Origin of the sequence: Pseudomonas entomophila, assembly GCF_013523165.1 — a bacterium.
GTDB lineage: Bacteria > Pseudomonadota > Gammaproteobacteria > Pseudomonadales > Pseudomonadaceae > Aquipseudomonas > Aquipseudomonas entomophila_A.
The window spans coordinates 34085-55524 of the sequence record NZ_JAAMQI010000016.1 but is presented as its reverse complement, the minus strand read 5'-3'; the positions used below and the strand labels follow the sequence as shown (position 1 = coordinate 55524).

The following is a 21440-nucleotide window of genomic DNA, read 5'->3' as shown; positions in this document are numbered from 1 at the left end:
GATCACTTGCCGTCGTCCAGGTCCTTGCCCTGGGCGTCTAGCGCACGCCCCGAGGGGTAGCGGTAGGAGGCGTACCGCACCACGAGGATGGAAAACGCCAGGAGCAGGATGCCACCGCACAGGTAGAGCAACCCCACATCGGGCGCCTTGTGGTGCGAGACGTCGCCGATTAGCAGGCGCGTCAGTGCAGTGATGGCCACGTAGAGCAAGAAGCGGATCGGCATGTGGTTGGTCTTGAAATAGATGCCGACCATGGCCCCCAGCTCCAGGTAGATAAACAGCAGCAGGATGTCGTCGACGCTCGCGCCGCCCTGCCCCAGCATCTCGAGGAAGGTCATCACCGCGGCCCAGGCGGTCACCCCGCCGATGCCGAACAAGGCCAGGTAGTGGAACGACTCGACGCACAGGTTGCCCAGCGAGTCGGCAGAGCCATGCAGCCCCTTGCGCAGTTTTTCAGCCCATTTGATGTTCACGGTGTCCGGCTCCCAAGGCGACGGATGGAAAAGTACGTCATGCGTATGACGGTTGTAGCCATGCAGGCACGGGGCCAAGCCCTTGTCTGAGATGGCGACCGCGTGTCGCGGGGCACGTCGAGGCGAGGATCGACGGTCACCTTGCGGCTTGCGTTGAGCACGCGAATACGGAATACTGTATATAGATACAGCAATCTACAGACAGCGATAAAGGCATAGAGGTGATGAATGGCCGTCGAAGTGGTGTACCGCAGCAGTCGCGACCCGGAGCGTTTGTTCATGGATAAAGCCGAAGCAGATCGTCATGACAAGATGCTCGAACTGGCCGAACGCCTGGCCGACGTGCTGCAAAAAGCCGTACCGTCATTGAACGAGAAACAGGTCGAAGAGGCAGGCATCTACATGGCCAGGCACCGGGATGTGTTCGCCCGGGCATTCAAGAGCCAGCCGGATGCACTGGGCGAGTTGCTCGAAGACAAGGCCGACTGATCCAGCGGCCAACCCAAGGCGTGACGCCTTGATACGTTCACACGCGTTCACTGGACGAACCGGGGCCCGGCAGCTAATAGTTAAGACGTCGGGAGATGCCTCATGAATCCACGTCACGCTTGCCTGGCCTGCCTGCAACACGATCCGCCGAACCTGGTCGAGGCCGCCCTGTGGGTCGCTGCCGAGCATAATCGAAAGGTCGTCCCCGAGGCCTGGCTGCTGCACGTTCAACACGTGCAGCATGAGGTGCAGGTTCACCTGCCTGCGTTGCCGGCGGCCGAACTCGCCCAACTGCTGCTGCGCCAGCTCAATGCGCTCGGTTTTCAACAAGACGAGCAATTCCCCCTGCGGCCCCATGCTGCCCTGCTGGACCAGGTGTTGCTCAGGCGCCGAGGCCAACCACTACCGTTGGCGATCCTTGCACTGGAACTGGCGCGGCGTCTGGATATCGCGCTCGAGGGTGTGAATTTTCCGGGGCATTTCCTGCTGCGGGTGCCCGGTGCCGACTACCTGCTCGACCCCTGCGGTGGGCGACGCCTGTACCCGGCCGACTGTCGTGAACTGCTGGCCCGCCAGTATGGCGCGCAGGTGTCGCTCACGGCCGACCACCTTCAGGTCGCTACGCCGTCGCAGATGCTGCAGCGCCTGTCGCGCAACCTGCGTCAGTTGCATGCCGACAACGATCAACCCCTGGCCGCGCTGATCGACGCCGAGCGAGTCATGCAGCTGGGCGCGCCGAGCGCAGCGGATTACGTCGCACGCGCGGTGCTGTACCAGCGGCTGGCCTGCCCGGAAGCGGAGCGGTTCGATCTCGAGCATGCCCTGTTGTTGAGCGACGACCCGGTGCAGCGGTTGCGGTTGAGCGAGCGGCTGGGGCGTTTGCCGGTGACGGGGCATTCTCTTCACTGAGGCAGGGTCGTGACGACGGGTGAGCTGCCGCAGCCGGAGCGCCGGACGGACTCCCATAGGTGCACCAGCATGATGCATGCAAACGCAGTCCATCCTGTGTGGGCTTGCCCGCGATGGCGTCCGGTCTGTCACCGCCTGCATCGCGGGCAAGCCCGCTCCCACACGTGGCCGGTGACTGGGCTAATGCCAGGTAGTGGCTTGGAACGGAGGCCAGTGGGAGCTGGCTTGCCAGCGATAGGGCCCGTTCAGGCGCCGCCTGCATCACGGGCAAGCCCGCTCCCACACGTGGCCGGTGACTGGGCTAATGCCAGGTAGTGGCTTGGAACGGAGGCCAGTGGGAGCTGGCTTGCCAGCGATAGGGCACGTTCAGGCGCCGCCTGCATCGCGGGCAAGCCCGCACACAAAGGGCTTGTGCGGGTCTTCCAGATCAGTGAGGCGGTCCAGGTTGTGAGGTACTGCCGGGACACTGGACCAACCGCGGCTGGATGGGAGGGTCCCGCCTGATCAGCCTGGCGTATCCACTTGTGCCTGCGGATGGGCAACGATGAAGGCCGGATGCCGTTCCGCCAGCGCCATCACCCGCTGGATTCGTGGACAGGCCTCCAGCCCTACGCCGAAGCGCCGGGCTGCATACACCTGCGGCACCACGAACACATCCGCCAACCCCGGCGCGTCGCCGAGACAATACCCCTCCTCGCCCAGCATCTGCTCCACAACCGCCAAACCACGACCGATCCAGTGCGCAATCCAGGCCTGCACGTCGGTCTCGTTCACCCCAAGCCCCCGTAGTCGTTGCAGGACAGCCACGTTGTGCAAGGGGTGGACATCGCACCCAATCACCCCGGCGATGCTGCGCGCCTGGGCACGGGCCAGCCGGTCGGCTGGCAGCAGCGGCGGCGTGGGCCAGCGTTCTTCCAGGTATTCGAGAATGGCCATGGACTGCGTCAGGACCTGCCCTGTCTCCAGGCGCAGGGCCGGCACGCGGCCTTGGGGGTTGGCGGCCAGGTAGTCAGCGTCGTGTTGCGCCCCCGTCAGCAGGTTCACCGGGAGCGCCCGAGCCTCCAGCCCCTTGAGCGCCAGGGCGATGCGTACCCGGTACGAGGCGGTCGAACGGTAATAGGTGAACAACTCCATACCCACCCCCTCACTGCGCGGGCATCACCCTGCCACGGCACTCGCCGAACCCGATGCTGACCTGACCTTCGCGCACGCAGCGCGCGCGCAGGATGATCTCGTCGCCGTCCTCGAGAAACTGTCGTCGTTCGCCATTCGCCAGCTCGACCGCATGCTTGCCACCCTCGGTCATCTCCAGCAGGCTGCCGAACGAGCCTGGGTCGGTGCCCGACAGGGTGCCGGTGCCGAACAGGTCGCCTGGCTGCAACTGGCAACCATTGACGCTGTGGTGGGCGATCATCTGCGCCACGGTCCAGTACATGCTCAGCGCATGGCTGCAGGCCAGACGATGGGCCGGCAGCCCGGAGGCGCGCATGCGCTCGGTCAGCAGCAGCACCTCCAGCTCGATGTCGAACGCGCCCTGGGCCTGGTCCTGGGGGTCGAACAGGTACGGCAACGGTTGTGGATCGCCTGCCGGACGGGCGGGTTGCGCACGACGGAAAGGCGCCAGCGCCTCGGCCGTGATCACCCAGGGCGACAGGCTGGTCATGAAGCTCTTGGACAGGAACGGCCCCAGCGGCTGGTATTCCCAGGCCTGGATGTCCCGCGCCGACCAATCGTTGAGCAGGCACAGGCCGGCCATGTGCTGCCCGGCCTCGGCGATCGGAATCGGCTCGCCCAAGGCATTGCCTGGCCCGATCCACAAGCCCAGCTCGAGTTCGTAATCCAGCCGGGCGCTCGGGCCGAACACCGGCTGGGCCGCGCCGGCCGGCAGGGTCTGGCCACGAGGACGTTGCATCGGCGTGCCCGAGGGCCGCAGCGTCGAGGCGCGCCCATGGTAGGCGATGGGGACGTGCTTGTAGTTGGGCAGCAAGGGGTTGTCAGGCCGGAACAGCTTGCCGACGTTGGTGGCATGCTGCAGGCCGACATAGAAATCGGTGTAGTCGCCGACCCGTGCCGGCAGGTGCATCTGGCAATCGTCCATGGGGTACAGGGCGCTTTCCAGGCGGGTGCGATGCTCGCTGTGTTCGGCCAGCAGAGCCTGCACGCGCTCGCGCAGGGCCACGCGTGGCGCCGCACCCAGGGCGAACAGCCCGTTCAGCGTGCCGTCCTCGGTCGCCGCGACGGCAGCCTGGGCCGCCCCGTCGAGCAGGCCGGCAGCCGAAACGGCCTGCAGGTCGAGAATGGCGTTGCCGATGGCCACGCCGCAGCGCGGTGCTTCACGCGGTCGGCTGAAGATGCCCAGCGGCAGGTTCTGCAAGGGGAAGTCGGCATGGCCGTTGGCATGTTCGACCCAGCTGCGGGCAACGGCGGTCTGGCTCATCGGTCATCTCCGGTCCGGGGTGAAGGTGCGGGGCAGGGTCGCCCAGCACTGGTCGTAGTCGGGCTGCAACTGGGGGCTGCTCAGGGCCTGGTGCGTGGGCCGCAAGACCTGGGAGGTCTCGAACATGAAGGCCATGGTGTGCGCCAGGTACTGCGGCTGCAGCTCGGCAGCGATCGCCTTGGCGCAGGTGTCGGCATCCGGCCCGTGGGCGCTCATGCAGGGGTGCAGCGAGGCACCGCCGGGCAGGAAGCCTTCGGCCTTGGCATCATAGGCGCCCTGGATCAGCCCCATGAACTCGTTCATCAGGTTGCGGTGGAACCAGGGCGGGCGGAAGGTGTTCTGCGCCACCATCCAGCGAGGCGGGAAGATCACGAAGTCCAGGTTGGCCATGCCAGGCACGCTGCTTGGCGAGGTCAGCACGGTGAAGATCGACGGGTCGGGGTGGTCGAAGCTGACCGTCCCCAGTGTGTTGAAGCGGCGCAGGTCATAGGTGTAGGGCACGTTGTTGCCATGCCAGGCCACCACATCCAGGGGCGAATGGCCCAGCTCGCAGGCCCAGAACGTGCCAAGGAATTTCTGTACCAGCTGGGTCGGCCGTTCGAGGTCCTCGTAGGCGGCCACGGGCGCCAGGAAGTCGCGCGGGTTGGCCAGGCCATTGCTGCCGATCGGCCCCAGGTCCGGCAGCCGCAGGGGCACGCCATGGTTTTCGGCGAGGTAGCCGCGCGCCTGGGCATCGAGCAGCTCGACGCGAAACTTCAGCCCCCTGGGCAACACCAGGATCTGCAAGGGTTCGACCTGCAGCACGCCCAGCTCGGTCACCACCCGCAGGCGCCCCTGCTCCGGAACCAGCAGCAACTCGCCGTCGGCGTTGTAGCACACACGCTCCATGGAGCGGTTGGCACGGTAGAGGGACACGCTGACGCCTGTCGATTGCTCCGCCGCTGCCGTGGCCGCCATCGGCAGCCAGCCATCGAGGAAGTCGGTAGGCACCTCGGGCACCGGGTGAGGGCCCCAGCGCAAGCGGTTCGGCGTGCCCTGCGCCAGCGCATCGGCCAGAGGTTGATGGGCCAGGCGCTCGAAGCGTGGGTGCAGGGCCGACGGGCGGATGCGGTACAGCCAGCTGCGCCGCTGCTCGGTGCGCGGCAAGGTGAAGGCGGTGCCTGAAAGCTGTTCGGCATAGAGCCCGTAGGGCGCCCGCTGCGGCGAGTTCTGCCCGACCGGCAAGGCGCCGGGAAGTGCCTCGCTGGCGAACTCGTTGCCCCAGCCACTCTGGTAGTGAATGTCCGAAGACGCGCTGGCTGTCATCTGTACCTCCGTGCGCCGGAAAGCCCAGCCGCTGGTGGGTGCTCGCACTGAACCCTGGCGGATTCGGCGAACGCGTTGTTTTTATCGTAAACAGATTACGATAAACGTAATTTGCCCGCCGCCGATCGTCAAGCTATAAAGGCGACCCCCGACTCACTGGATGCCCTGCCCATGGCCAACGTCAATTCCGCTCCCGACACGGGCAAGCAAAAGGTGCGTTCAGCCGAAATCGGCACCGACATCCTCAAGGCCCTCGCCCAGCTGGCGCCCTCGACCTCGCTGTCGCGCCTGGCCGAGCACGTCGGCATGCCCGCGAGCAAGGTCCACCGCTACCTTCAGGCGCTCATCGCCAGCGGTTTCGCCGAGCAGGAGGCCGCCACCAACCACTACGCGCTCGGCCGTGAAGCCTTGCGCGTCGGCCTGGCGGCGTTGGGCAGCATCAATGTCTTGAAAGTGGCGGCGCTGCCGTTGGCGCAGTTGCGCGATGAACTCAACGAAACCTGCTTTCTCGCCGTCTGGGGCAACCAGGGCGCGACGGTGGTCAGCATTGAGCCGGCGGCGCGCGCGGTGACGCTGGTGACGCAGATCGGCTCGGTGTTGCCGTTGCTGTCGTCCTCGACCGGCCTGGTGTTCGCGGCCTACCTGCCCGAGCACCAGACGGCCAGCCTGCTCGATGAGGCGCTGGCCGCGTTCGGCGACGATCGCCAGCCGCTGCGCACGCTGCAGGCGATTCGCGAGCGTGGCCTGCACCATGTGCATGGGTCGTTGCTACCCGGGGTCGATGCGCTGTCGGCGCCCATTCTCGATGCCCGAGGCCAGATCGCGGCGGTCATGACGGTAGTCGGTCCGGCGTCGACCTTCGATGCCGATGAACGAGGGCCCGCGGCTCGACGCCTGCTCGCTGCGGCGCAGGCGAGCAGTTGGCGAATGGGCTATCAAGCCGAGGACGGCGTGGGGGGCGACGCAGCAAGCGGCTGACTGTTGCCTGACGTGCAACAGTGAATGTCAAAACCGGTGGTATTTCCTTCAGGGTCAAGCGCTTATGCTGGACCAACTGATTGGCAGGGGTGACAACTCCCCCTCTTCACCCCTGCCGATGGGTACCTCGACGCGGATTTTGAAGCTCCTTGATCTGTCGTCTCGATTGGCCGCTGCCTCTGGACAGCGGCTTTTTTTATGGCCGGTCGTGCCGAGACGATGTCGCCCTACCCCTTCAGGGCGCCCATGAAATCGTCCAGCCAGGGCTCGGCGTCGGTTTCCTGGTCGACCGTTTCGCTGGCATCCAGGCGCAGCATGGGGACCACCTCCTGCACGCCGAGCTCGGTGTAGAGTTCGCGCAGCTGTTCGCCGCCGCCGCAATAGGTGTCGCCGTAGCTCGAATCGCCCAGCGCGATGACGCCGCCCGGCAGGCCACGCCACTGGCTGGGCAGGGTGTCACGCAGGCTGTCGTACAGTGGCATCAGGTCGTCGGGCAGCTCGCCCATGCCGGTGGTGGAGGTGATGGCCAGCAGCGCCTCGGGCGCGAACGCCTGGATGTCCGCGAGCGTGCCGCGCGGCGAGTGCCAGGTCTCGAAGCCCGCCTTGCCCAGCAGGGTGGCGGCGTGGCGAGCGACGTCCTCGGCAGTGCCGTAGACCGTTCCTGAAATGATGGCGACTTTCATCGGGTGAAGGTTCCGAACAGAGTGAAACCGTAGGATACGCGGATTCATCGATAGCAAAAGGCCAATGCATGAACACGGTCTTCACATGTCCTGAGCTATGATGTCGGCCATGCTGCCTGTGATGCGCCGAACGCTCTTTCGCGTGACGACAGCCGGAGCCCCACCGACGAGGCGTGGGCAATGTTTCAACGCGACTGCACGGCTTGCCCGCGCGATCGCCGCACTTGATGAGCGTCTTCGAGTTCGACCATGTCAGACAACCTTCTCACTCAGGATGAGCTGGATTTCATCCTGGACATGCAGCGCCTTCCTCAGGCCAGCCCGGCCGATCCGGGCCCCAGCCTGCGCGTGGACGGCGACCGGCGGGTCCAGGACCTGCTCACGCGTCTGGTCGGCCACGAGCAGGTCACCCTGCAGGCGCACATCAACAACCAGCAGATCAGCTTCCCGTTGCACCTGGTGGAGGACGAATTCCACGCGTTGCACCTGCAGCTGGGCATGCCCGACATCTACGAAGACGGGCCCATGCTGCGGCCGTGGCGCCTGACGCTGGAGACGCCGGTCGCCCTGCTCGACGACCGTGACCGTGCCAGCCGGCTGTGGGTGCGCGACATTTCGTTCAGAGGGGTCCTGCTGGAAGCGCAGGGCACGGCCAGGACACCCACGCGCTTCAACATGCGCTTCGCACCGCCGGGCGAGGTGCCGATCCGTCTGCGCGGCTTCAAGCGGCGGCAGATCGACAGTCGTCTGGCGGCCTACGACCTGAGCGAAAGCGCCGAGGACGAGATCGAACGCCTGCGCGACTACATCCTCCAGGCGCATCGGCGGGTGCACCCGGACGTGCATGACCCGCTGCAGGAATGAGCCCCGCCCGCCGCGCATGCCTGCGCGAGGCCCTGGACTTCGGTTATGCTCAACGATCTTCACACTGAGCAGACACCGTTGACCACCCAGCACATGAACAGCCCCATTCTCGTCACCGGCGCCAGTCAGCGAGTCGGGCTGGCCCTGGCACTCGCGCTGGCCAAGGCCGGCCATACCGTGGTCAGCACCAGCCGCAGCATCGGCACCGACGCCGCGCACCCGAACATCATCCCGTTCCAGGCCGATCTGTGCGTGCCGGCCGAGCGCCAGGCGCTGATCGACCACCTGCGCAACGACTACCCCGGCCTGCGCGCGATCGTGCACAACGCTTCGCTCTGGCTGGACGACGGCCTGGACCAACTGCAGACCATGTTCCAGCTGCATGTCGAGGCGCCCTATCACCTCAACCTGGCGCTGGGCGAACAGCTGGCGAAGGTCGAGAAGGCCGACATCATCCACATCTGCGACGAGACCTCGTCACGCGGCAGCAAGAGCCACATCGGCTATGCCGCGACCAAGGCCGCGCTGCAGAACATGGTACTGTCGTTCGCCGAGAAATATGCACCGACCGTGCGGGTCAACGGGATCCTGCCGGGGTTGCTGATCTTCAAGGAAGACGGCGACCAGGCCTACCGTGAACACGCCTTGAAAAAAGCCCTGCTGGAGTTCGAACCAGGCGCCGGCCCTCTGGTCGACGCCGTGATGTTCCTGCTCGACAGCCGCTACAGCACTGGAAGCCAGGTGGTCATCAACGGTGGCCGCCATCTGAAGAACCGAATCGCCTAGGAGGTCGCCCATGACGCCCCAACAACAGCTCGAACTCGAGGCCGCTGCGTTCCGTCGCCTGGTCGAACACCTGCGCAGCCGTACCGACGTGCAGAACATCGACCTGATGAACCTGTCGGGCTTCTGCCGCAATTGCCTGTCGAAATGGTACAAGGCCGCCGCCGACGAACAGCAGCTCGAGGTGAGCCTGGACGATGCCCGCGAGGCGGTGTACGGCATGCCCTATGCCGAGTGGAAAGACCGTTATCAGACAGATGCCAGCCCTGCCCAGCAGGCGGCCTTCGAAAAAGGAAAAACCCCGTGACTGACCTGGCCACCCTGCGCGCCCGCCTGACCTCTGGCGAGCATGCCTTCGCCGACACGCTGGCGTTCATCGCCGAACACTACCGCTATACGCCGCAAGCGTTCGACAACGGCGACGTGCACAACGCCGCCGGGCAGAACGAAGGCTCTTGCAAGACCCTGGGCCTGGCCGTACTCGAAGGGCTGAGCGACCAGGAGGCGCTGCTGGCGTTCGGCGAGCACTACCGCAGTGTGCAGGCCACGCCGGACGGGACCGATCATGCCAACATCCGGGCGCTGATCACCTATGGCCTGGCGGGCGTCACCTTCGCGCAACGCCCGCTGGAACGTTTGGCCTGACACCCATGGCATGGGCCCTGGTCTGGGGCACGCCCAGGCCAGTCCCGCGTCACGCCGTGGCCACGCCGCGCACCAGCGGCCGGCACAGCTGTTCCAGGCGTGAACCCTGGTAGGTCGTCTCGCGGAAGAGGCGCCAGCGCCCGAACAGCCCGTACACGTGGGTGATCCGCCCCATTTCGACGTACCCCATGCGCATGTGCAGACGCATGGCCGGCACGTTGTGGCTTTCGACCACGTCGATCGTCGTCGTGCAGCCCTTCTCGCGCATGCATTCCCACATGGTCAGCTGCGCGGTCTGCGACAGGCGCGTGCCGTAGTAGCGGCGGATCAGCTCCCCGCTGTGGGCGAAGTACTGGCCTGGCGCTACCTTGAACGTGCAGCCGTAGTAGTGCTTGTCGTAGTAATCGTCGGTGGTCGACCACATCACGCCCACGACATCGCCGGCCTCGTCGATCCACATGTGACCGACATGGCCTTGCTCGGCGAACTCACGCATGACGCCCACGCGATCACCGAAATGCCGCTGGAACCGGTGGACATTGCCTGGGGTGATGTCGAGACGAGTGAGCGGTGGATGCTCACGCAGCTTGAACCGCTCGATCGGCAGGCTCAGGTCACGCTCGGTCCAGATCAATTCCCAATGGAAGAACACGTACCGTTCGAAGGCCGTCTTCAATGAACGCTTCAGGCCTTTCTGCCTGAGCTTTTGCAACAACGTACTCGCTCCCATCTTCGTTCCCCTAGCTGATGAACCTGCTTCCCCAGGAAGCGGTATAGGCTAGAAGCGGGAAGAATGCTCGCGCGCACGTGAAATAATTTGTATCAAATAGTTTCAAATCGAAAGAAAACCCGCACGCTTCGAAAGCCGTGCGGGTTCGGGGCGAAGCTTACAGCTGGACGCAGTCGAATTGCACGTCGGTCGCCACGTCCTGGTCGTAGTCGACGTCACTGCGCTCGAAGCCGAACAGGTTCAGGAATTCGCGCTTGTAACCGGCGTAGTCGGTCAGCTCGAACAGGTTCTCGGTGGTCACCTGCGGCCACAGCGCCTTGCAGGCGTCCTGCACGTCGTCGCGCAGTTCCCAATCGTCCAGGCGCAGGCGGCCCTTCTCGTCGACCTCGCCTGGCTGGCCGTCGGCGCGGTACAGACGGTCACGGAACATGCGGTTGAGCTGGTCGCCGGTGCCTTCGTGGATGCCCTGCTCTTTCATCACCTTGAAGACCATCGACAGGTACAGCGGCATGACCGGGATGGCCGAGCTGGCCTGGGTCACCACCGACTTGAGCACGGCCACGTTGGCACCGCCGCCGAGGGTCTGGGACAGCGTGGCGTCCAGACGCTGGGCGGTGTCGTCCAGGTCCTGCTTGGCCTTGCCCAGGGCGCCGTGCCAGTAGATCGGCCAGGTGATCTCGGTGCCGATGTAGCTGAACGCCACGGTGCGTGCCTGTTCGGCCAGCACACCGGCCTCGGCCAGGGCCTCGATCCACAGCTGCCAGTCCTGGCCACCCATGACGGTAACGGTGTCCTGGATTTCCTGCTCGGAAGCCGGCTCGATCGCGGCCTCGATGATGGTGTCCTTGTTGGTGTCGATGGCGGTCGACTTGTACGGCTCGCCGATCGGCTTGAGGGCCGAACGCACCAGCTCACCGGTCTTCGGCAGCTTGCGCACGGGCGAGGCCAGGGAGTAGATCACCAAGTCGACCTTGCCGCCCATCTCGTTCTGGATCAGCTCGATGACCTTGGCGCGGGCTTCGTCGGAGAAGGCATCGCCATTGATCGATTTGCTGTACAGGCCTTCGGCCTTGGCGAACGTGTCGAACGCCGCGGCGTTGTACCAGCCGGCGGTGCCAGGCTTGGTCTCGGTGCCAGGCTTTTCGAAGAACACGCCCAGGGTGTCGGCCTTGAAGCCGAAGGCTGCGGTGATGCGCGCAGCCAGGCCGTAGCCGCTGGAGGCGCCGATCACCAGGACCTTCTTCGGCCCGTCTTCACGAACGCCCAGTGCGCGGGTCGCCTCGATCTGGTCGCGAACGTTGAGTTCGCAGCCTTTCGGGTGGGTCGTGGTGCAGATGAAACCGCGGACTTTGGGGTGGATGATGGCCAACGTCTGTACCTCTTCGGGTGTTTAGTCTGTGAACGGTCCTTCGATGGACGCGCTCGCGTGATCAGAGGGTGAGACTACCCCTGCTCCATAGCCGACACATATTAAGGGGAGATCGACGGGTTTCAAGGCCGGCGTCGGTCGGGTGCTCGACGGTACCCACGGAACAAGGCAGCGACTGCATTAGAATTCTTCACCATCAAAACGAATTAAATGAGATTTTCTCAGGCTCGAAGGCTCGGCAAACTGCATGCATCTGATTGGAGACTTCGACACATGGCCGTTGCACACACCCTGGGATCCCCGCGCATCGGGCGCGACCGTGAACTGAAGCGCGCCCAGGAGGCTTTCTGCCGAGGTATGCTGGATGAGGCCGGCCTGCGGGCCGTGGGCCGGGCGTTGCGCGCTGCGCACTGGCAGGCGCAGAAGGAGGCCGGCCTCGACCTGCTGCCGGTGGGCGACTTCGCCTGGCACGATCAGGTCCTGACCCACTCCCTGACCTTCGGTGTCATCCCCGAGCATGCTCGACCGCAGGGCGATGCGGCACCGACGTTGCACACGCTGTTCGCCATGGCGCGCGAGGTGACGGCCGAGACCGTCAGTGGTGACGACACCGCAGCCCAGACAACGACCCCATGGTTCGACACCGACTACGCCTACCAGGCGCCGGTGTTCAGCGCCGACCAGACGTTCCAGCTGAGCTGGACGCAGCTGTTCGAGGAAGTCGCTGAAGCCCAGGCGTTGGGTCACGCCGTCAAGCCGGTGATCCTGGGCCCGCTGACCTACCTCTGGCTGGGCAAGGCCCAGGACGAAGCCTTCGACAGACTGGAGCTGGTCGAGCGCCTGCTGCCGCTGTACGACCAGATCTTCCATCGCCTGGCCGACCAGGGCGTGGAGTGGGTGCAGATCGACGAGCCGATCCTGGCCCTGGACCTGCCCCAGGCCTGGAAGAACGCCTACGAGCGTGTCTACAACCTGCTCCAGCGCGCCCCGCTGAAGAAGCTGATCACCACCTACTTCGGCGGCCTGCAGGACAACCTCGGGCTGGCTGCCAACCTGCCGGTCGAAGGCTTGCACATAGACCTGGTGTGCGCGCCGGAGCAATACCCGACCCTGCTCGACCGCCTGCCGACCTACAAGACCCTGTCGCTGGGCGTGGTCGACGGGCGTCATGCCGCGGGCGGTGACGTGGACAAGGCCATCGAGGTGCTGCGCCATGCGGCCGAGCGGCTGGGTGATCGGCTGTGGGTGGCGCCATCGTGCGCCCTGCTGCACGCCCCGGTGGACCTGGCGCTCGAAACGGGACGGGGCGACGGACTGAAAGACTTTCTCGCCTTCGCGGCGCAGAAGTACCAGGAGGTGGTGTTGCTGGCCAAGGCCGTCAACGACCCTGAAGCGGCTGCGGCCATCGCGCATGTCGAGCCTGGTCTTGCGAAGGCGGGCTGAGCCACGAAGACAAGGCGCACGAGGCCCTCAGGCCACCGTGCGCATGGCCAAGGTCATGCGGCGTGCTGGGCGCCTTTGAAGTCTTTCTTGTACTGCTCCATCTGCTGGCCCAGGGTTTCCAGCTCGGCGTCGGAAAACAGCTCGCGCGCCTTGGGGAACATCTCGCTTTCCTCTTCCTCGATGTGATGTTCGAGCAGCTCTTTCATTACCTTGGCGCGTCCGGAAAACTCCACGGTGCCGGTGTCGGTCTTCATCAGGTCCGGCAGCACCAGCGCATCGACGGTGCGGTGCTCTTCCTTGGCCTCGTAGTACATCGTCGCTTCTTCTTTCTTGCCCGCCTTCTTGAACGCGGGGTAGAGGATTTCCTCTTCCAGTTGCGTGTGCAGCTGTATTTCGTAGTTCAGCTTGTCCAACAACTCGGCACGTTTCTTCACGGCGCGCTCGGTGGTCGAGGTCAGGTCTTCCAGCAGCTTCTTCACGGTCTTGTGATCGTTGGTCAGCAGTTCGATAGCGTTCATGAAAACCTCATCAGGGCCAGGGTTCGGTTCACGGGGTCACCAAAGGTTGAGTCGAGGAATGAGCCCCAGGTTCAAATCGGGTGATCATCGGAAGGCACAGGCCCGGTCAGCCAAACGCCAGGCGTAAAAAAGCCCGCATCCGCGGGCCAAAGAGCACACGCAATACGGGCGTCAACGCGGGTCGGGCTGGCCATCGAACTCGGCGTTGTCGGTTTCTTCATTCGTCGGCTGCGGGTCGAGCGGTGTGTCGCCGCCGTCGATCGGCCGGTGATCGTCATCGTCGGGCAACTGCTCCACGCCGGCATCACGTGAGGGATGAACATCGACACGGCCCGGGCTCAGCGGGTTGTTCGAACCGGGCAAGGGATCCACGGGTGGCAGACCCTGATCGTCTGGCGAGGGCATGGCAGTTCTCCTCTTGAAATGGCAACGCCTATGTCGATACGAGGGGCCGCCACGCCGCCAAGTTCGATCCGTGCACGACCGCTTGTCAGTGCGCCCTTCATATCTGGCCTCGTGTGCCGATAAGCATAGCGAAGAAGTCCCGCCAACCTGGATGAACCATGCAAGTCAAGTATTGCCCGATGCCGGCGCACGAAGACGCTCGGCTGCACATGCTCAGGGACCTGGAGGCCGAGGCGCGCAGCCAGGAGGATCCGGTCCTGGCCAAGCTCGTGGCAATGACTGCCTCCGTACTCGATGCGCCGATCGCGTTCATCTCCATCGTCGAGAGCGAACGCCAGATCTTCCGTGCGCAGATCGGCCTGGCCGTCGAGTCGGCGCCACGTGACGAGGCAATCTGTGCGCACACCATTCTCGAGCCGCGCCTGCTGGAGGTGCTCGACACCTGGCAGGACATGCGCTTTGCCAGCCTTCCTCTGATCGTCGCCGATCCGGAACTGCGCTACTACGCCGGTTACCCGATTCTCTCGACCGACGGCTTGGGCCTGGGCAGCCTGTGCGTGGCCGACACCTGCCCGCGCGGGGCGATGAGCGAAAAGCAGGCGGCGTTCCTGCAGCACATGGCCGAGCTGGTGATGATCCGCCTGAACAACCTGCGCAGCGCGTCGTACATCGACCCGCCCACCGGTCTGTACAACCGCTCCAAGCTCGAACAGGACATCCTGCTGTCGATGAGGGCCAAGCGCGCCACCGAGCTGGTGGCGATCGACGTGATCTCTCCCAAAGCCTTGAACGACGTGGTCAAGGCCTTCGGCTACACCTTCGCCAGCGACATGATGCTGGCCATCAGGGATCGCTTTCTTGCGCTGCTGCCTCCCCAGCATGCCCTGTACAAGGTCAGCCCGACCCGCTTCGGCCTGCTTCTTGAAGCACCCTGCGATGGCCCCCTGCTCTACCAGTTGATCCTCGACCGCTTCAGCGTGCCCTTGGTCAACGACGGCATCCCGCTGCACATGAACATCGGCATCGGCGTGCTGCCCATCGACGCGCAGACGCCGCCCGACCAGGACCACATGCGCCTGGTGGTCGGCGCCTCCGACAATGCCCGCGCCAAGGGCCTGGGCTGGACGCTCTATCAACCCGAGATCGACGCGGCGCAGCAACGGGCGCTGAACCTGGTGAGCGCCCTGTCGGTGGCCATTCATTCGAGCGACCAGTTCCGCCTGGACTACCAGCCCAAGGTCTCCCTGCGCGATGGCCGTTGCACGGGCGTCGAAGCACTGTTGCGCTGGACCCACCCGGTGCTGGGGGCGATCTCGCCTGCCGAGTTCATCCCCCTGGCGGAAAAGACCGCCCTCATCGAAAGCCTCAGCTGTATCGTGGCCCGGGCCGCCATCGAACAGGCCGGTGCGTGGCACCGCCAAGGCCTGCACATGCCGATCGCCATCAACCTGGCTGCGCCGGACCTGGAGAACACCCGCCTGGCCGACCTGATCATCGGCCTGCTGGCCGAGCAGGCCCTGCCCCGCGGCAGCTTCTCGATCGAACTGACCGAAAGCTCGCTGATGCGCTCGCCCGAGGTGGTCTGCTCGCAGCTGCACCGGCTGCGCCAGGCCGGCGTGCGCATCGCCATCGACGACTTCGGTTCGGGCTACAGCAACTGGGTCTACCTGCGCGACCTCCCCGCCGAGATCATCAAGATCGACCGCACACTGGTCCACAACCTCGCGACCGAAGAGAAGGACCAGCGCCTGGTCAGGGCGATCATCGACCTGGCGCGCAAGACCGGCTACACAGTGATCGCCGAAGGCATCGAGACCGACATCGAGCGCGTGCTGCTGGCCGACTGGGGGTGCGATGAAGGGCAAGGCTTCCTGTTCGCCCGGCCCATGCATGCGGATCGGGTGGTGCAGTGGCTCGAGGCGCACGAACGCGACGCTCGGGCGAAGGCGCAGGTGTGAGAGGGGCACCGTCGCGGGTGTGCGCTTCCTGTTGAAACAGGAAGCGCTAATACCCACGGACAACAACGCGTTTAAATTATGTAATTTTGTTGTAGGAATTCTTCCACTTTTCCTACGACCTTGTAGTCCCCTTCCCAAATATCGAACTTTTACACTTAAGCGGTTGCAACGCGCATAGCGCCTTACTTACGCTTGGCCTGTCGCCGCTTTTACATGACCGTTACTTAAGCCTTTCCAAGTTAAATGCGGCGCTTTTGTTCAACTGCCGTACACGCGATCACTTTTTCGTTAACAAAGATCCTATTCCAAGTTCGGAACGTGCGCGCCTGCACGCGAATAAACCTGACATCGGCTTATCAACTGTCGATCGCTATCGAGCGCGCGACTTGGCCGCTTATTACCTGAACGACTGGCATTGCGCAGGAGCGACGCATGATCCCATGGACGTGGATTCTCGACTGGCTGACGCTGGAGACCAAGGTCGAACACCTGTTCGACGTTCATGCCCCGGCCAATCCCGATCCGTACTCACCCACGTTCAGCGCGTATGGCTCCCCCCACCGTGCGAGTCTTCACCTGCTCCGGCGCAGAATCAGGAGCGTTCGTCATGCCTGCGACCTGGCCGAACGTGAAGCGGCCCACCAGTTGCTCAAACGCTTCGCCGATCTCGATATCCACGACATCCTCGACGACCTGATCGAGGTGGTGGCCGAAATGGCCATGATCGTCGTCGGCAGCACGGTGACCGGCGCCGTGATCGGTGGGGGGGTAGGGTTTTTCGCCGCTGGCATCGGCGCCGTGCCGGGCGCAGCGAGCGGCGCGCTGATCGGCGCCCAGGCCGGTGGCTGGCTGCTGAGCATCCTGGGCCTGGCGTCGGTCGCCGAGTTCTTCATGGACGGGCTCCCGGCCATCATCGAGGGATATGTGCGTGGCATCGCCACGGCGTGGCGCGGCCCGCGAGAATTGCCCAACGACCCCCTGAACACCTTCTACGACGACCCCACGGCGGCCCAGCAAGGCGCATGGGACATTGCGCGGTCCCACGAAGCCGTGGTGGTTCTGCTGCTCGGCGCGATCGTCGCCTACCTGACACGAGGTGGCGGCTCGGCGATGGTGCTCGCCCAGGACATGCAGCGCAGCGCACGGGGCAGCAGGATCGCGCAATGGATGCTCAAGCATGAAGACAAGCTCAAGCGGCATCCTGACCTGAAGACTCCCGAGCCGCGACGGGTTGAGGGCGGCCAGGGAAACGGGTCGTCATCGTCCCCAAAACCGGATGATCGCCACGAAGGGTCAGGCAAGGGCAAATCGACTACCATGCCTGTGCATGAGGTGGAGTGTTTCAGGGCGGATCGATTGCCGGCGTCGAAGGGTGATGAGTTTGTGCGGCAGTTGAAGGGGCAGGAAGGGGGATTGAACCGGCTGACGGTTGAGGAGTATTTGGAGAATATTGCTAACCCAAAAAATCGTGACAAAACAGCTGCACGGCTAGCACGTGAAGCCCTTGAGCAAACACTACAAAACCGTCTTCAACTTGAATATTCAAGAATCATGGATGAGGTCAAAGCCGAAGCGACCGCCAAGCGTGAGGCAAAAGCAATAATGCGGCAACTGGCGGGCCTGCACAATCCAGATCTAGTGGCAGGAGGGAAAGACATCATCGCGGACTTCGGTGATCGTCAAGTAAATTCGAGCATAGGCGCTCAATGGGGAAAGAGAATAAAAGGAATAAAGCACATGGCCGAACAAATCCCCATCGCAGAGCGATCTTCCACTTTTTTGAATTTAAAATTAACCAAATGCTAAGCGCCGTGAGACTTTTATGGATGCTGTATTTTCCCGATTTATTGAAAAAATAGGCGCTCAAATGGACTGCCAGACAGTGCCAGAGTCCAGTATTGCACTGTACACAGGCAAGCTCCCCGATCAGCTTATTGACTATTGGCAAGAGCATGGGTGGGGTGGCTATGGAAAAGGCTTGTTCTGGACCGTCAACCCACAAGAATACGAAGGCGTCTTGACCCATTGGATCGAAGGCACATGTTTGGATACGCGCGATACCTATCATCTCATTGCGCGTAGCGCATTCGGAGATCTTTACTTGTGGGGGGAAACGACAGGCCCTTCAGTCGTAATCAATAGCGTATTTTCACGCTGTGCGATCCAAAACCTAGGGCTGCGCCCTGGTGAAATGAATAAAATGGTCAAAAATTTCTTCTTGTCGGTAGAGGTCAAATACAACAATTTTGCCGGCCTGTTTGAGCGTGCGCATCGAAAGTTGGGCACGCTCACACGCGACGAAATGTACGGGTTCGTTCCAGCATTAATGCTTGGAGGTTCTGAGCATATCGATCACCTGGAAAGGGTCAAGACCCTCGAACATCTCACCTTACTGTCTCAACTTGCCGAGCTTGAGCCTTATGGCTTTTCAGACCTCTGATTTGCATACGTTCACAACGAGAGAGCGTCTATAGGCACTTATGACCACACTCATCCGTTGCTGGATATTACAAGTCTGCAGCTTACCTTATATGCGGTGGCACCTCGCATGAAGCTGATCGAAAGGAGGATTAGAATGGATGAAGCTATTAAGCTTTTCATTGACGAGATGGGCACCCCGATCACTCAAAAAGCTGTACCCACATCAAGCATCGTACGTTACAGCAAAATATTGCCAGAGCGCCTGCTCAATTATTGGCAGGATTATGGCTGGAGCGGCCATGCAGACGGAATTTTTTGGATCGTAGATCCTCAGGAGTATGAAGGCGTCGTTAGCGCGTGGCTCAAAGACACAGTGTTCGAGACGCGAGACACCTACCATGTCATCGCACGCACTGCATTTGGAAAACTCTATTTGTGGGGCGAAAAGACGGGGCAGTCCCTGACCATTGAGAGTTGTTATTCGCTTTATGCTTATAAAAGACCAGGGACGACTGCAGAAGACCTGGACAGGCAATGCTTGAGCTTCTTCCTTTCTGCCAGCTTCGAATTCAGCGATTTCCTAGACCTCTTCGACCCTGCTAAAAGAAAACTCGGCATCCTGCAAAGTGACGAAATATATGGTTTCGTTCCAGCGCTGATGATTGGTGGAAGCGAAGATTTGAAAAATTTAGAAAAGCTCAAGATCATAGAACACCTGACGTTTCTGGCGCAGCTCGCTCCCTTAGAGCCCTACACACTGGCAAACCTTTATCCATGAATGCTCAGTTGCACCGAAAATATACGCACCGCTGAGCACGTTTTCGTTGCAAACGTTTATCTGACTCAGCTTACAAGAAACCTGTTCGATCACAATGAGGCCTCCCCGCCGGCACGAAAACATACATTCTCACGTGTAAAATTTAAAATAAGGAATTTTGATGAATGAGGCAGTCAGCCTTTTTATAGAAGAAATGGGAAATCCAACTTCACACACACCGGCGCCATCAACGGCCATTGAACATTACAGGAATAAATTACCTGGACGCCTGTTAAACTACTGGGAGGACTATGGCTGGAGCGCTCATGCAGGCGGCATTTTCTGGATAGTCAACCCAGCTGAATACGAAAGCGTTGTACGCTCGTGGCTTGGGGGAACAGCCTTCGAAGCAAGGGATACCTATCATGTAATCGCACGCACTGCATTCGGATGCTTGTACCTATGGGGCGAAAAAACAGGTTATTCCCTGAAAATTGAAAGCGTCTTGTCTCGCTACTGCGCCTATGAACTGGGTACCACTGAAGACTCGCTGAACAGACAAAGCCAGATTTTTTTCATGAACCCCAGTATCGAAAGTAGCGACTTTCTAGGCTTTTTCAGCCGCGCGCGGAAAAAACTCGGACCTCTGAAGAGCGGCGAAATGTATGGCTTCGTTCCTGCGCTCATGCTGGGCGGCAGTGAAAAATTGGAGAACCTGGAAAAAGTGAACACCATTGAGCACCTCACCTTCTTGTCGCAACTGTCCCCTTTGGAGCCCTTTACGCTTTCCGATCTGTATTGATGCGTTCGCTCGACGGCTGCCCATGCTTGTCGCCAAACACATCAAGGCGCAATTCAGCAGCAGACATCAGTGCGTTACCTCGTAGACCACTTGACCCAGACTTACCTTTTCCACACCCCCCTAAACCCTCATGAACTGACACTATGACCACCACACTCAACCACTGCCTTGCCCACTTCGGTGAGCCCTTCGACCGACAAGCCGTTCCCGCCTCGCGGTTAGAAGACTACAAGGACAAGCTGCCTGACCTGTTGTTGGACCATTGGCGTGATTACGGCTGGTGCGGCTATGGCGACGGTTTGTTCTGGCTGGTCGATCCGCAGGCGTACGCAGGCGTCGTGGAGGCTTGGTTAGAGGGCCACCCCCTGTCCCACCTCGATACGTACCACACGTTTGCACGCAGCGCGTTCGGGGACCTTTACCTGTGGGGCGAAGAGAGCGGACTGTATCTGACCATCGACAGCTGTTCGTCGACGTTCATGATTCACAACATGGACATTCCCCGAGACGAATGGAGCCGCGAACTGCAACGCTTCCTGCAATCCGTGACGCCCGAGGAGAACGATTTCAACGGCCTGTTCGACAGCGCGAAGGCGCAATTCGGTACGCTGCGCAGCGATGAGATGTACGGCTTCTGCCCGGCCATCCTGCTCGGCGGGGCGGCCAAGCTCAAGTACTTGGACAAAACCCAGGCCATCGAACACCTGACCCTGCTGTCGCAGTTGGCCGCGCTGACGCTCGACGACTGTTCCGAAGAATGAGACGGCTTCAGCAGGCATGCGCGTGAACACGCGAAATGGAACGCTCCATCACCCAGCGTCCTGCCTTCATGAACCGGCGCCCAACTTGGCCGCATGCAGCCCTTATGGAATCGATCAAAGTGATAACCGTGTCACAGATCAATACCTGCGATCTTCTGCACCGTACCCTGGCCGAGCATGATGCGTAACTGAACACCCGCACGGTACGGAAACACATGGACATCAGGAAGATCCAAGCCAGCGACTTTGCAGGCTTCCATGCGCTGTTCGCCGAGGTAAGTGGCGAAGGCCTGTTTTCGGTCTCGACCCAGGCGCCGCCGATCCAGGCCATCGAGCGCGCCCTGGTCGCCGTGGAGCAGCATGACTGGCCCGTCTACGTGGCCGTTCAGAACGGGCAGATCGTCGGCTCGGCCGAGGCGTTCCCGGACAGCTTCTGTCGTCCTCAGGGCGATCCGCAGTTGGGTCTGCTGGGCATGCAGGTCAAGCGCGAGTTTCGCCGACATGGCCATGGGGCGGCGCTGCTCGAAGCCGTCATGCGCCATGCACGGCGCATCGGCTTCACCGGTATTGAACTGACGGTGCTCAAGTCCAACCGAGCAGCCTTGGCGCTCTACGACAAGGTCGGGTTCACCTGGGTGCAGGACTTGGACACTTGTCTGCTCCCAGGCGGCGTACAGGACCAATTGCAGCGCATGCGTCTGGCCTTCTAG

At 62.3% G+C, this 21440-nt stretch carries 23 protein-coding genes and 1 pseudogene; 15 read left to right on the top strand and 9 right to left on the bottom strand.

Annotated features, from left to right (window positions below; genetic code table 11):
• Positions 1 to 2 precede the first annotated feature (2 nt).
• On the bottom strand, positions 3 to 473 hold the full coding sequence (locus G7Z99_RS13965) for a phosphate-starvation-inducible protein PsiE (protein ID WP_181094736.1): 471 nt from the start codon (positions 471 to 473) through the stop codon (positions 3 to 5).
• A 228-nt stretch (positions 474 to 701) separates the two neighbouring features.
• On the opposite strand from G7Z99_RS13965, the gene G7Z99_RS13960 reads away from it, so the two are divergent.
• Together G7Z99_RS13960 and G7Z99_RS13955 are read left to right on the top strand one after the other, a co-directional pair.
• On the top strand, positions 702 to 962 hold the full coding sequence (locus tag G7Z99_RS13960; RefSeq protein ID WP_181094734.1) for a YebG family protein: 261 nt from the start codon (positions 702 to 704) through the stop codon (positions 960 to 962).
• A gap of 102 nt (positions 963 to 1064) precedes the next feature.
• On the top strand, positions 1065 to 1871 hold the full coding sequence (locus tag G7Z99_RS13955) for a SirB1 family protein (protein WP_181094732.1): 807 nt from the start codon (positions 1065 to 1067) through the stop codon (positions 1869 to 1871).
• Positions 1872 to 2375: 504 nt separating this feature from the next.
• On the opposite strand, the gene maiA is transcribed toward G7Z99_RS13955, so the two are convergent.
• Genes maiA through hmgA form a run of 3 tightly spaced genes read right to left on the bottom strand, consistent with a single transcriptional unit; the run spans position 2376 to position 5613 of the window.
• A complete protein-coding gene (maiA, locus tag G7Z99_RS13950) occupies positions 2376 to 3005 on the bottom strand; it encodes a maleylacetoacetate isomerase (protein ID WP_181094730.1) in 630 nt (209 codons plus the stop codon).
• 10 nt (positions 3006 to 3015) lie between these two features.
• Positions 3016 to 4308 carry a fumarylacetoacetase gene (gene fahA / locus G7Z99_RS13945; RefSeq protein ID WP_181094728.1) on the bottom strand — a complete coding sequence of 431 codons (1293 nt, stop codon included), beginning with the start codon at positions 4306 to 4308 and terminating at the stop codon, positions 3016 to 3018.
• A gap of 3 nt (positions 4309 to 4311) precedes the next feature.
• Positions 4312 to 5613 (bottom strand): homogentisate 1,2-dioxygenase, encoded by a 1302-nt coding sequence (gene hmgA / locus G7Z99_RS13940; protein WP_181094726.1) that lies wholly within the window; start codon positions 5611 to 5613, stop codon positions 4312 to 4314.
• A 171-nt stretch (positions 5614 to 5784) separates the two neighbouring features.
• Here hmgA and G7Z99_RS13935 point away from each other — a divergent pair, with 171 nt between their 5' ends.
• Complete coding sequence (locus G7Z99_RS13935; protein ID WP_181094724.1) at positions 5785 to 6591, top strand: IclR family transcriptional regulator; 807 nt, start codon at positions 5785 to 5787, stop codon at positions 6589 to 6591.
• A gap of 227 nt (positions 6592 to 6818) precedes the next feature.
• Here G7Z99_RS13935 and G7Z99_RS13930 read toward each other — a convergent pair whose 3' ends face one another.
• Positions 6819 to 7274 (bottom strand): flavodoxin, encoded by a 456-nt coding sequence (locus G7Z99_RS13930; RefSeq protein ID WP_181094722.1) that lies wholly within the window; start codon positions 7272 to 7274, stop codon positions 6819 to 6821.
• Between the two features lie 249 nt (positions 7275 to 7523).
• Here G7Z99_RS13930 and G7Z99_RS13925 point away from each other — a divergent pair, with 249 nt between their 5' ends.
• The 4 genes from G7Z99_RS13925 (at position 7524) to G7Z99_RS13910 (ending at position 9566) form a co-directional block, all read left to right on the top strand.
• Positions 7524 to 8138 (top strand): hypothetical protein, encoded by a 615-nt coding sequence (locus tag G7Z99_RS13925; RefSeq protein WP_181094720.1) that lies wholly within the window; start codon positions 7524 to 7526, stop codon positions 8136 to 8138.
• A 93-nt stretch (positions 8139 to 8231) separates the two neighbouring features.
• Positions 8232 to 8924 carry a dihydromonapterin reductase gene (gene folM / locus G7Z99_RS13920; RefSeq protein ID WP_181094824.1) on the top strand — a complete coding sequence of 231 codons (693 nt, stop codon included), beginning with the start codon at positions 8232 to 8234 and terminating at the stop codon, positions 8922 to 8924.
• Between the two features lie 10 nt (positions 8925 to 8934).
• Entirely contained in the window at positions 8935 to 9228 is a 294-nt protein-coding gene (locus G7Z99_RS19900) for a DUF1244 domain-containing protein (RefSeq protein WP_181094718.1), read from the top strand.
• Positions 9225 to 9566, top strand: a complete 342-nt coding sequence (locus tag G7Z99_RS13910; protein WP_181094716.1) for a HopJ type III effector protein — start codon at positions 9225 to 9227, stop codon at positions 9564 to 9566. Before G7Z99_RS19900 ends, G7Z99_RS13910 begins: the two co-directional genes overlap by 4 nt.
• A gap of 49 nt (positions 9567 to 9615) precedes the next feature.
• Here G7Z99_RS13910 and G7Z99_RS13905 read toward each other — a convergent pair whose 3' ends face one another.
• Together G7Z99_RS13905 and fabV are read right to left on the bottom strand one after the other, a co-directional pair.
• The gene (locus G7Z99_RS13905) at positions 9616 to 10296 is read right to left on the bottom strand and encodes an N-acetyltransferase (protein ID WP_181094714.1); all 681 of its coding nucleotides are present in this window, start codon (positions 10294 to 10296) and stop codon (positions 9616 to 9618) included.
• Positions 10297 to 10453: 157 nt separating this feature from the next.
• Positions 10454 to 11665, bottom strand: a complete 1212-nt coding sequence (fabV, locus tag G7Z99_RS13900; protein WP_181094712.1) for an enoyl-ACP reductase FabV — start codon at positions 11663 to 11665, stop codon at positions 10454 to 10456.
• A gap of 273 nt (positions 11666 to 11938) precedes the next feature.
• On the opposite strand from fabV, the pseudogene G7Z99_RS13895 reads away from it, so the two are divergent.
• A pseudogene (locus G7Z99_RS13895) lies at positions 11939 to 13096 on the top strand (5-methyltetrahydropteroyltriglutamate--homocysteine S-methyltransferase); the annotation flags it as partial.
• Between the two features lie 65 nt (positions 13097 to 13161).
• Here the strand turns inward: G7Z99_RS13895 and G7Z99_RS13890 are convergent.
• The gene (locus G7Z99_RS13890) at positions 13162 to 13626 is read right to left on the bottom strand and encodes a hemerythrin domain-containing protein (RefSeq protein WP_181094707.1); all 465 of its coding nucleotides are present in this window, start codon (positions 13624 to 13626) and stop codon (positions 13162 to 13164) included.
• Positions 13627 to 13797: 171 nt separating this feature from the next.
• The gene (locus G7Z99_RS13885; RefSeq protein ID WP_181094706.1) at positions 13798 to 14031 is read right to left on the bottom strand and encodes a hypothetical protein; all 234 of its coding nucleotides are present in this window, start codon (positions 14029 to 14031) and stop codon (positions 13798 to 13800) included.
• A gap of 158 nt (positions 14032 to 14189) precedes the next feature.
• Here G7Z99_RS13885 and G7Z99_RS13880 point away from each other — a divergent pair, with 158 nt between their 5' ends.
• The 7 genes from G7Z99_RS13880 (at position 14190) to G7Z99_RS13850 (ending at position 21440) form a co-directional block, all read left to right on the top strand.
• Positions 14190 to 15989, top strand: a complete 1800-nt coding sequence (locus G7Z99_RS13880; protein WP_181094705.1) for a putative bifunctional diguanylate cyclase/phosphodiesterase — start codon at positions 14190 to 14192, stop codon at positions 15987 to 15989.
• Between the two features lie 432 nt (positions 15990 to 16421).
• On the top strand, positions 16422 to 17795 hold the full coding sequence (locus tag G7Z99_RS13875) for a DUF6861 domain-containing protein (protein ID WP_181094704.1): 1374 nt from the start codon (positions 16422 to 16424) through the stop codon (positions 17793 to 17795).
• A gap of 16 nt (positions 17796 to 17811) precedes the next feature.
• The gene (locus G7Z99_RS13870; RefSeq protein WP_181094703.1) at positions 17812 to 18429 is read left to right on the top strand and encodes a GAD-like domain-containing protein; all 618 of its coding nucleotides are present in this window, start codon (positions 17812 to 17814) and stop codon (positions 18427 to 18429) included.
• Between the two features lie 135 nt (positions 18430 to 18564).
• The gene (locus G7Z99_RS13865) at positions 18565 to 19188 is read left to right on the top strand and encodes a GAD-like domain-containing protein (protein WP_181094702.1); all 624 of its coding nucleotides are present in this window, start codon (positions 18565 to 18567) and stop codon (positions 19186 to 19188) included.
• Positions 19189 to 19348: 160 nt separating this feature from the next.
• The gene (locus tag G7Z99_RS13860) at positions 19349 to 19969 is read left to right on the top strand and encodes a GAD-like domain-containing protein (RefSeq protein ID WP_181094700.1); all 621 of its coding nucleotides are present in this window, start codon (positions 19349 to 19351) and stop codon (positions 19967 to 19969) included.
• Positions 19970 to 20112: 143 nt separating this feature from the next.
• Positions 20113 to 20730 (top strand): GAD-like domain-containing protein, encoded by a 618-nt coding sequence (locus G7Z99_RS13855; protein ID WP_181094698.1) that lies wholly within the window; start codon positions 20113 to 20115, stop codon positions 20728 to 20730.
• 215 nt (positions 20731 to 20945) lie between these two features.
• Positions 20946 to 21440, top strand: a complete 495-nt coding sequence (locus G7Z99_RS13850; RefSeq protein WP_181094696.1) for a GNAT family N-acetyltransferase — start codon at positions 20946 to 20948, stop codon at positions 21438 to 21440.

Coding starts and splice junctions, on each gene's coding strand:
- G7Z99_RS13960 (WP_181094734.1), top strand. CDS start 702: ATGGCCGTCGAAGTGGTGTACCGCAGCAGTCGCGACCCGGAGCGTTTG.
- G7Z99_RS13955 (WP_181094732.1), top strand. CDS start 1,065: ATGAATCCACGTCACGCTTGCCTGGCCTGCCTGCAACACGATCCGCCG.
- maiA (WP_181094730.1), bottom strand. CDS start 3,005: ATGGAGTTGTTCACCTATTACCGTTCGACCGCCTCGTACCGGGTACGC.
- fahA (WP_181094728.1), bottom strand. CDS start 4,308: ATGAGCCAGACCGCCGTTGCCCGCAGCTGGGTCGAACATGCCAACGGC.
- hmgA (WP_181094726.1), bottom strand. CDS start 5,613: ATGACAGCCAGCGCGTCTTCGGACATTCACTACCAGAGTGGCTGGGGC.
- G7Z99_RS13935 (WP_181094724.1), top strand. CDS start 5,785: ATGGCCAACGTCAATTCCGCTCCCGACACGGGCAAGCAAAAGGTGCGT.
- G7Z99_RS13930 (WP_181094722.1), bottom strand. CDS start 7,274: ATGAAAGTCGCCATCATTTCAGGAACGGTCTACGGCACTGCCGAGGAC.
- G7Z99_RS13925 (WP_181094720.1), top strand. CDS start 7,524: ATGTCAGACAACCTTCTCACTCAGGATGAGCTGGATTTCATCCTGGAC.
- folM (WP_181094824.1), top strand. CDS start 8,232: ATGAACAGCCCCATTCTCGTCACCGGCGCCAGTCAGCGAGTCGGGCTG.
- G7Z99_RS19900 (WP_181094718.1), top strand. CDS start 8,935: ATGACGCCCCAACAACAGCTCGAACTCGAGGCCGCTGCGTTCCGTCGC.
- G7Z99_RS13905 (WP_181094714.1), bottom strand. CDS start 10,296: ATGGGAGCGAGTACGTTGTTGCAAAAGCTCAGGCAGAAAGGCCTGAAG.
- G7Z99_RS13890 (WP_181094707.1), bottom strand. CDS start 13,626: ATGAACGCTATCGAACTGCTGACCAACGATCACAAGACCGTGAAGAAG.
- G7Z99_RS13885 (WP_181094706.1), bottom strand. CDS start 14,031: ATGCCCTCGCCAGACGATCAGGGTCTGCCACCCGTGGATCCCTTGCCC.
- G7Z99_RS13880 (WP_181094705.1), top strand. CDS start 14,190: ATGCAAGTCAAGTATTGCCCGATGCCGGCGCACGAAGACGCTCGGCTG.
- G7Z99_RS13875 (WP_181094704.1), top strand. CDS start 16,422: ATGATCCCATGGACGTGGATTCTCGACTGGCTGACGCTGGAGACCAAG.
- G7Z99_RS13870 (WP_181094703.1), top strand. CDS start 17,812: ATGGATGCTGTATTTTCCCGATTTATTGAAAAAATAGGCGCTCAAATG.
- G7Z99_RS13865 (WP_181094702.1), top strand. CDS start 18,565: ATGGATGAAGCTATTAAGCTTTTCATTGACGAGATGGGCACCCCGATC.
- G7Z99_RS13860 (WP_181094700.1), top strand. CDS start 19,349: ATGAATGAGGCAGTCAGCCTTTTTATAGAAGAAATGGGAAATCCAACT.
- G7Z99_RS13855 (WP_181094698.1), top strand. CDS start 20,113: ATGACCACCACACTCAACCACTGCCTTGCCCACTTCGGTGAGCCCTTC.
- G7Z99_RS13850 (WP_181094696.1), top strand. CDS start 20,946: ATGGACATCAGGAAGATCCAAGCCAGCGACTTTGCAGGCTTCCATGCG.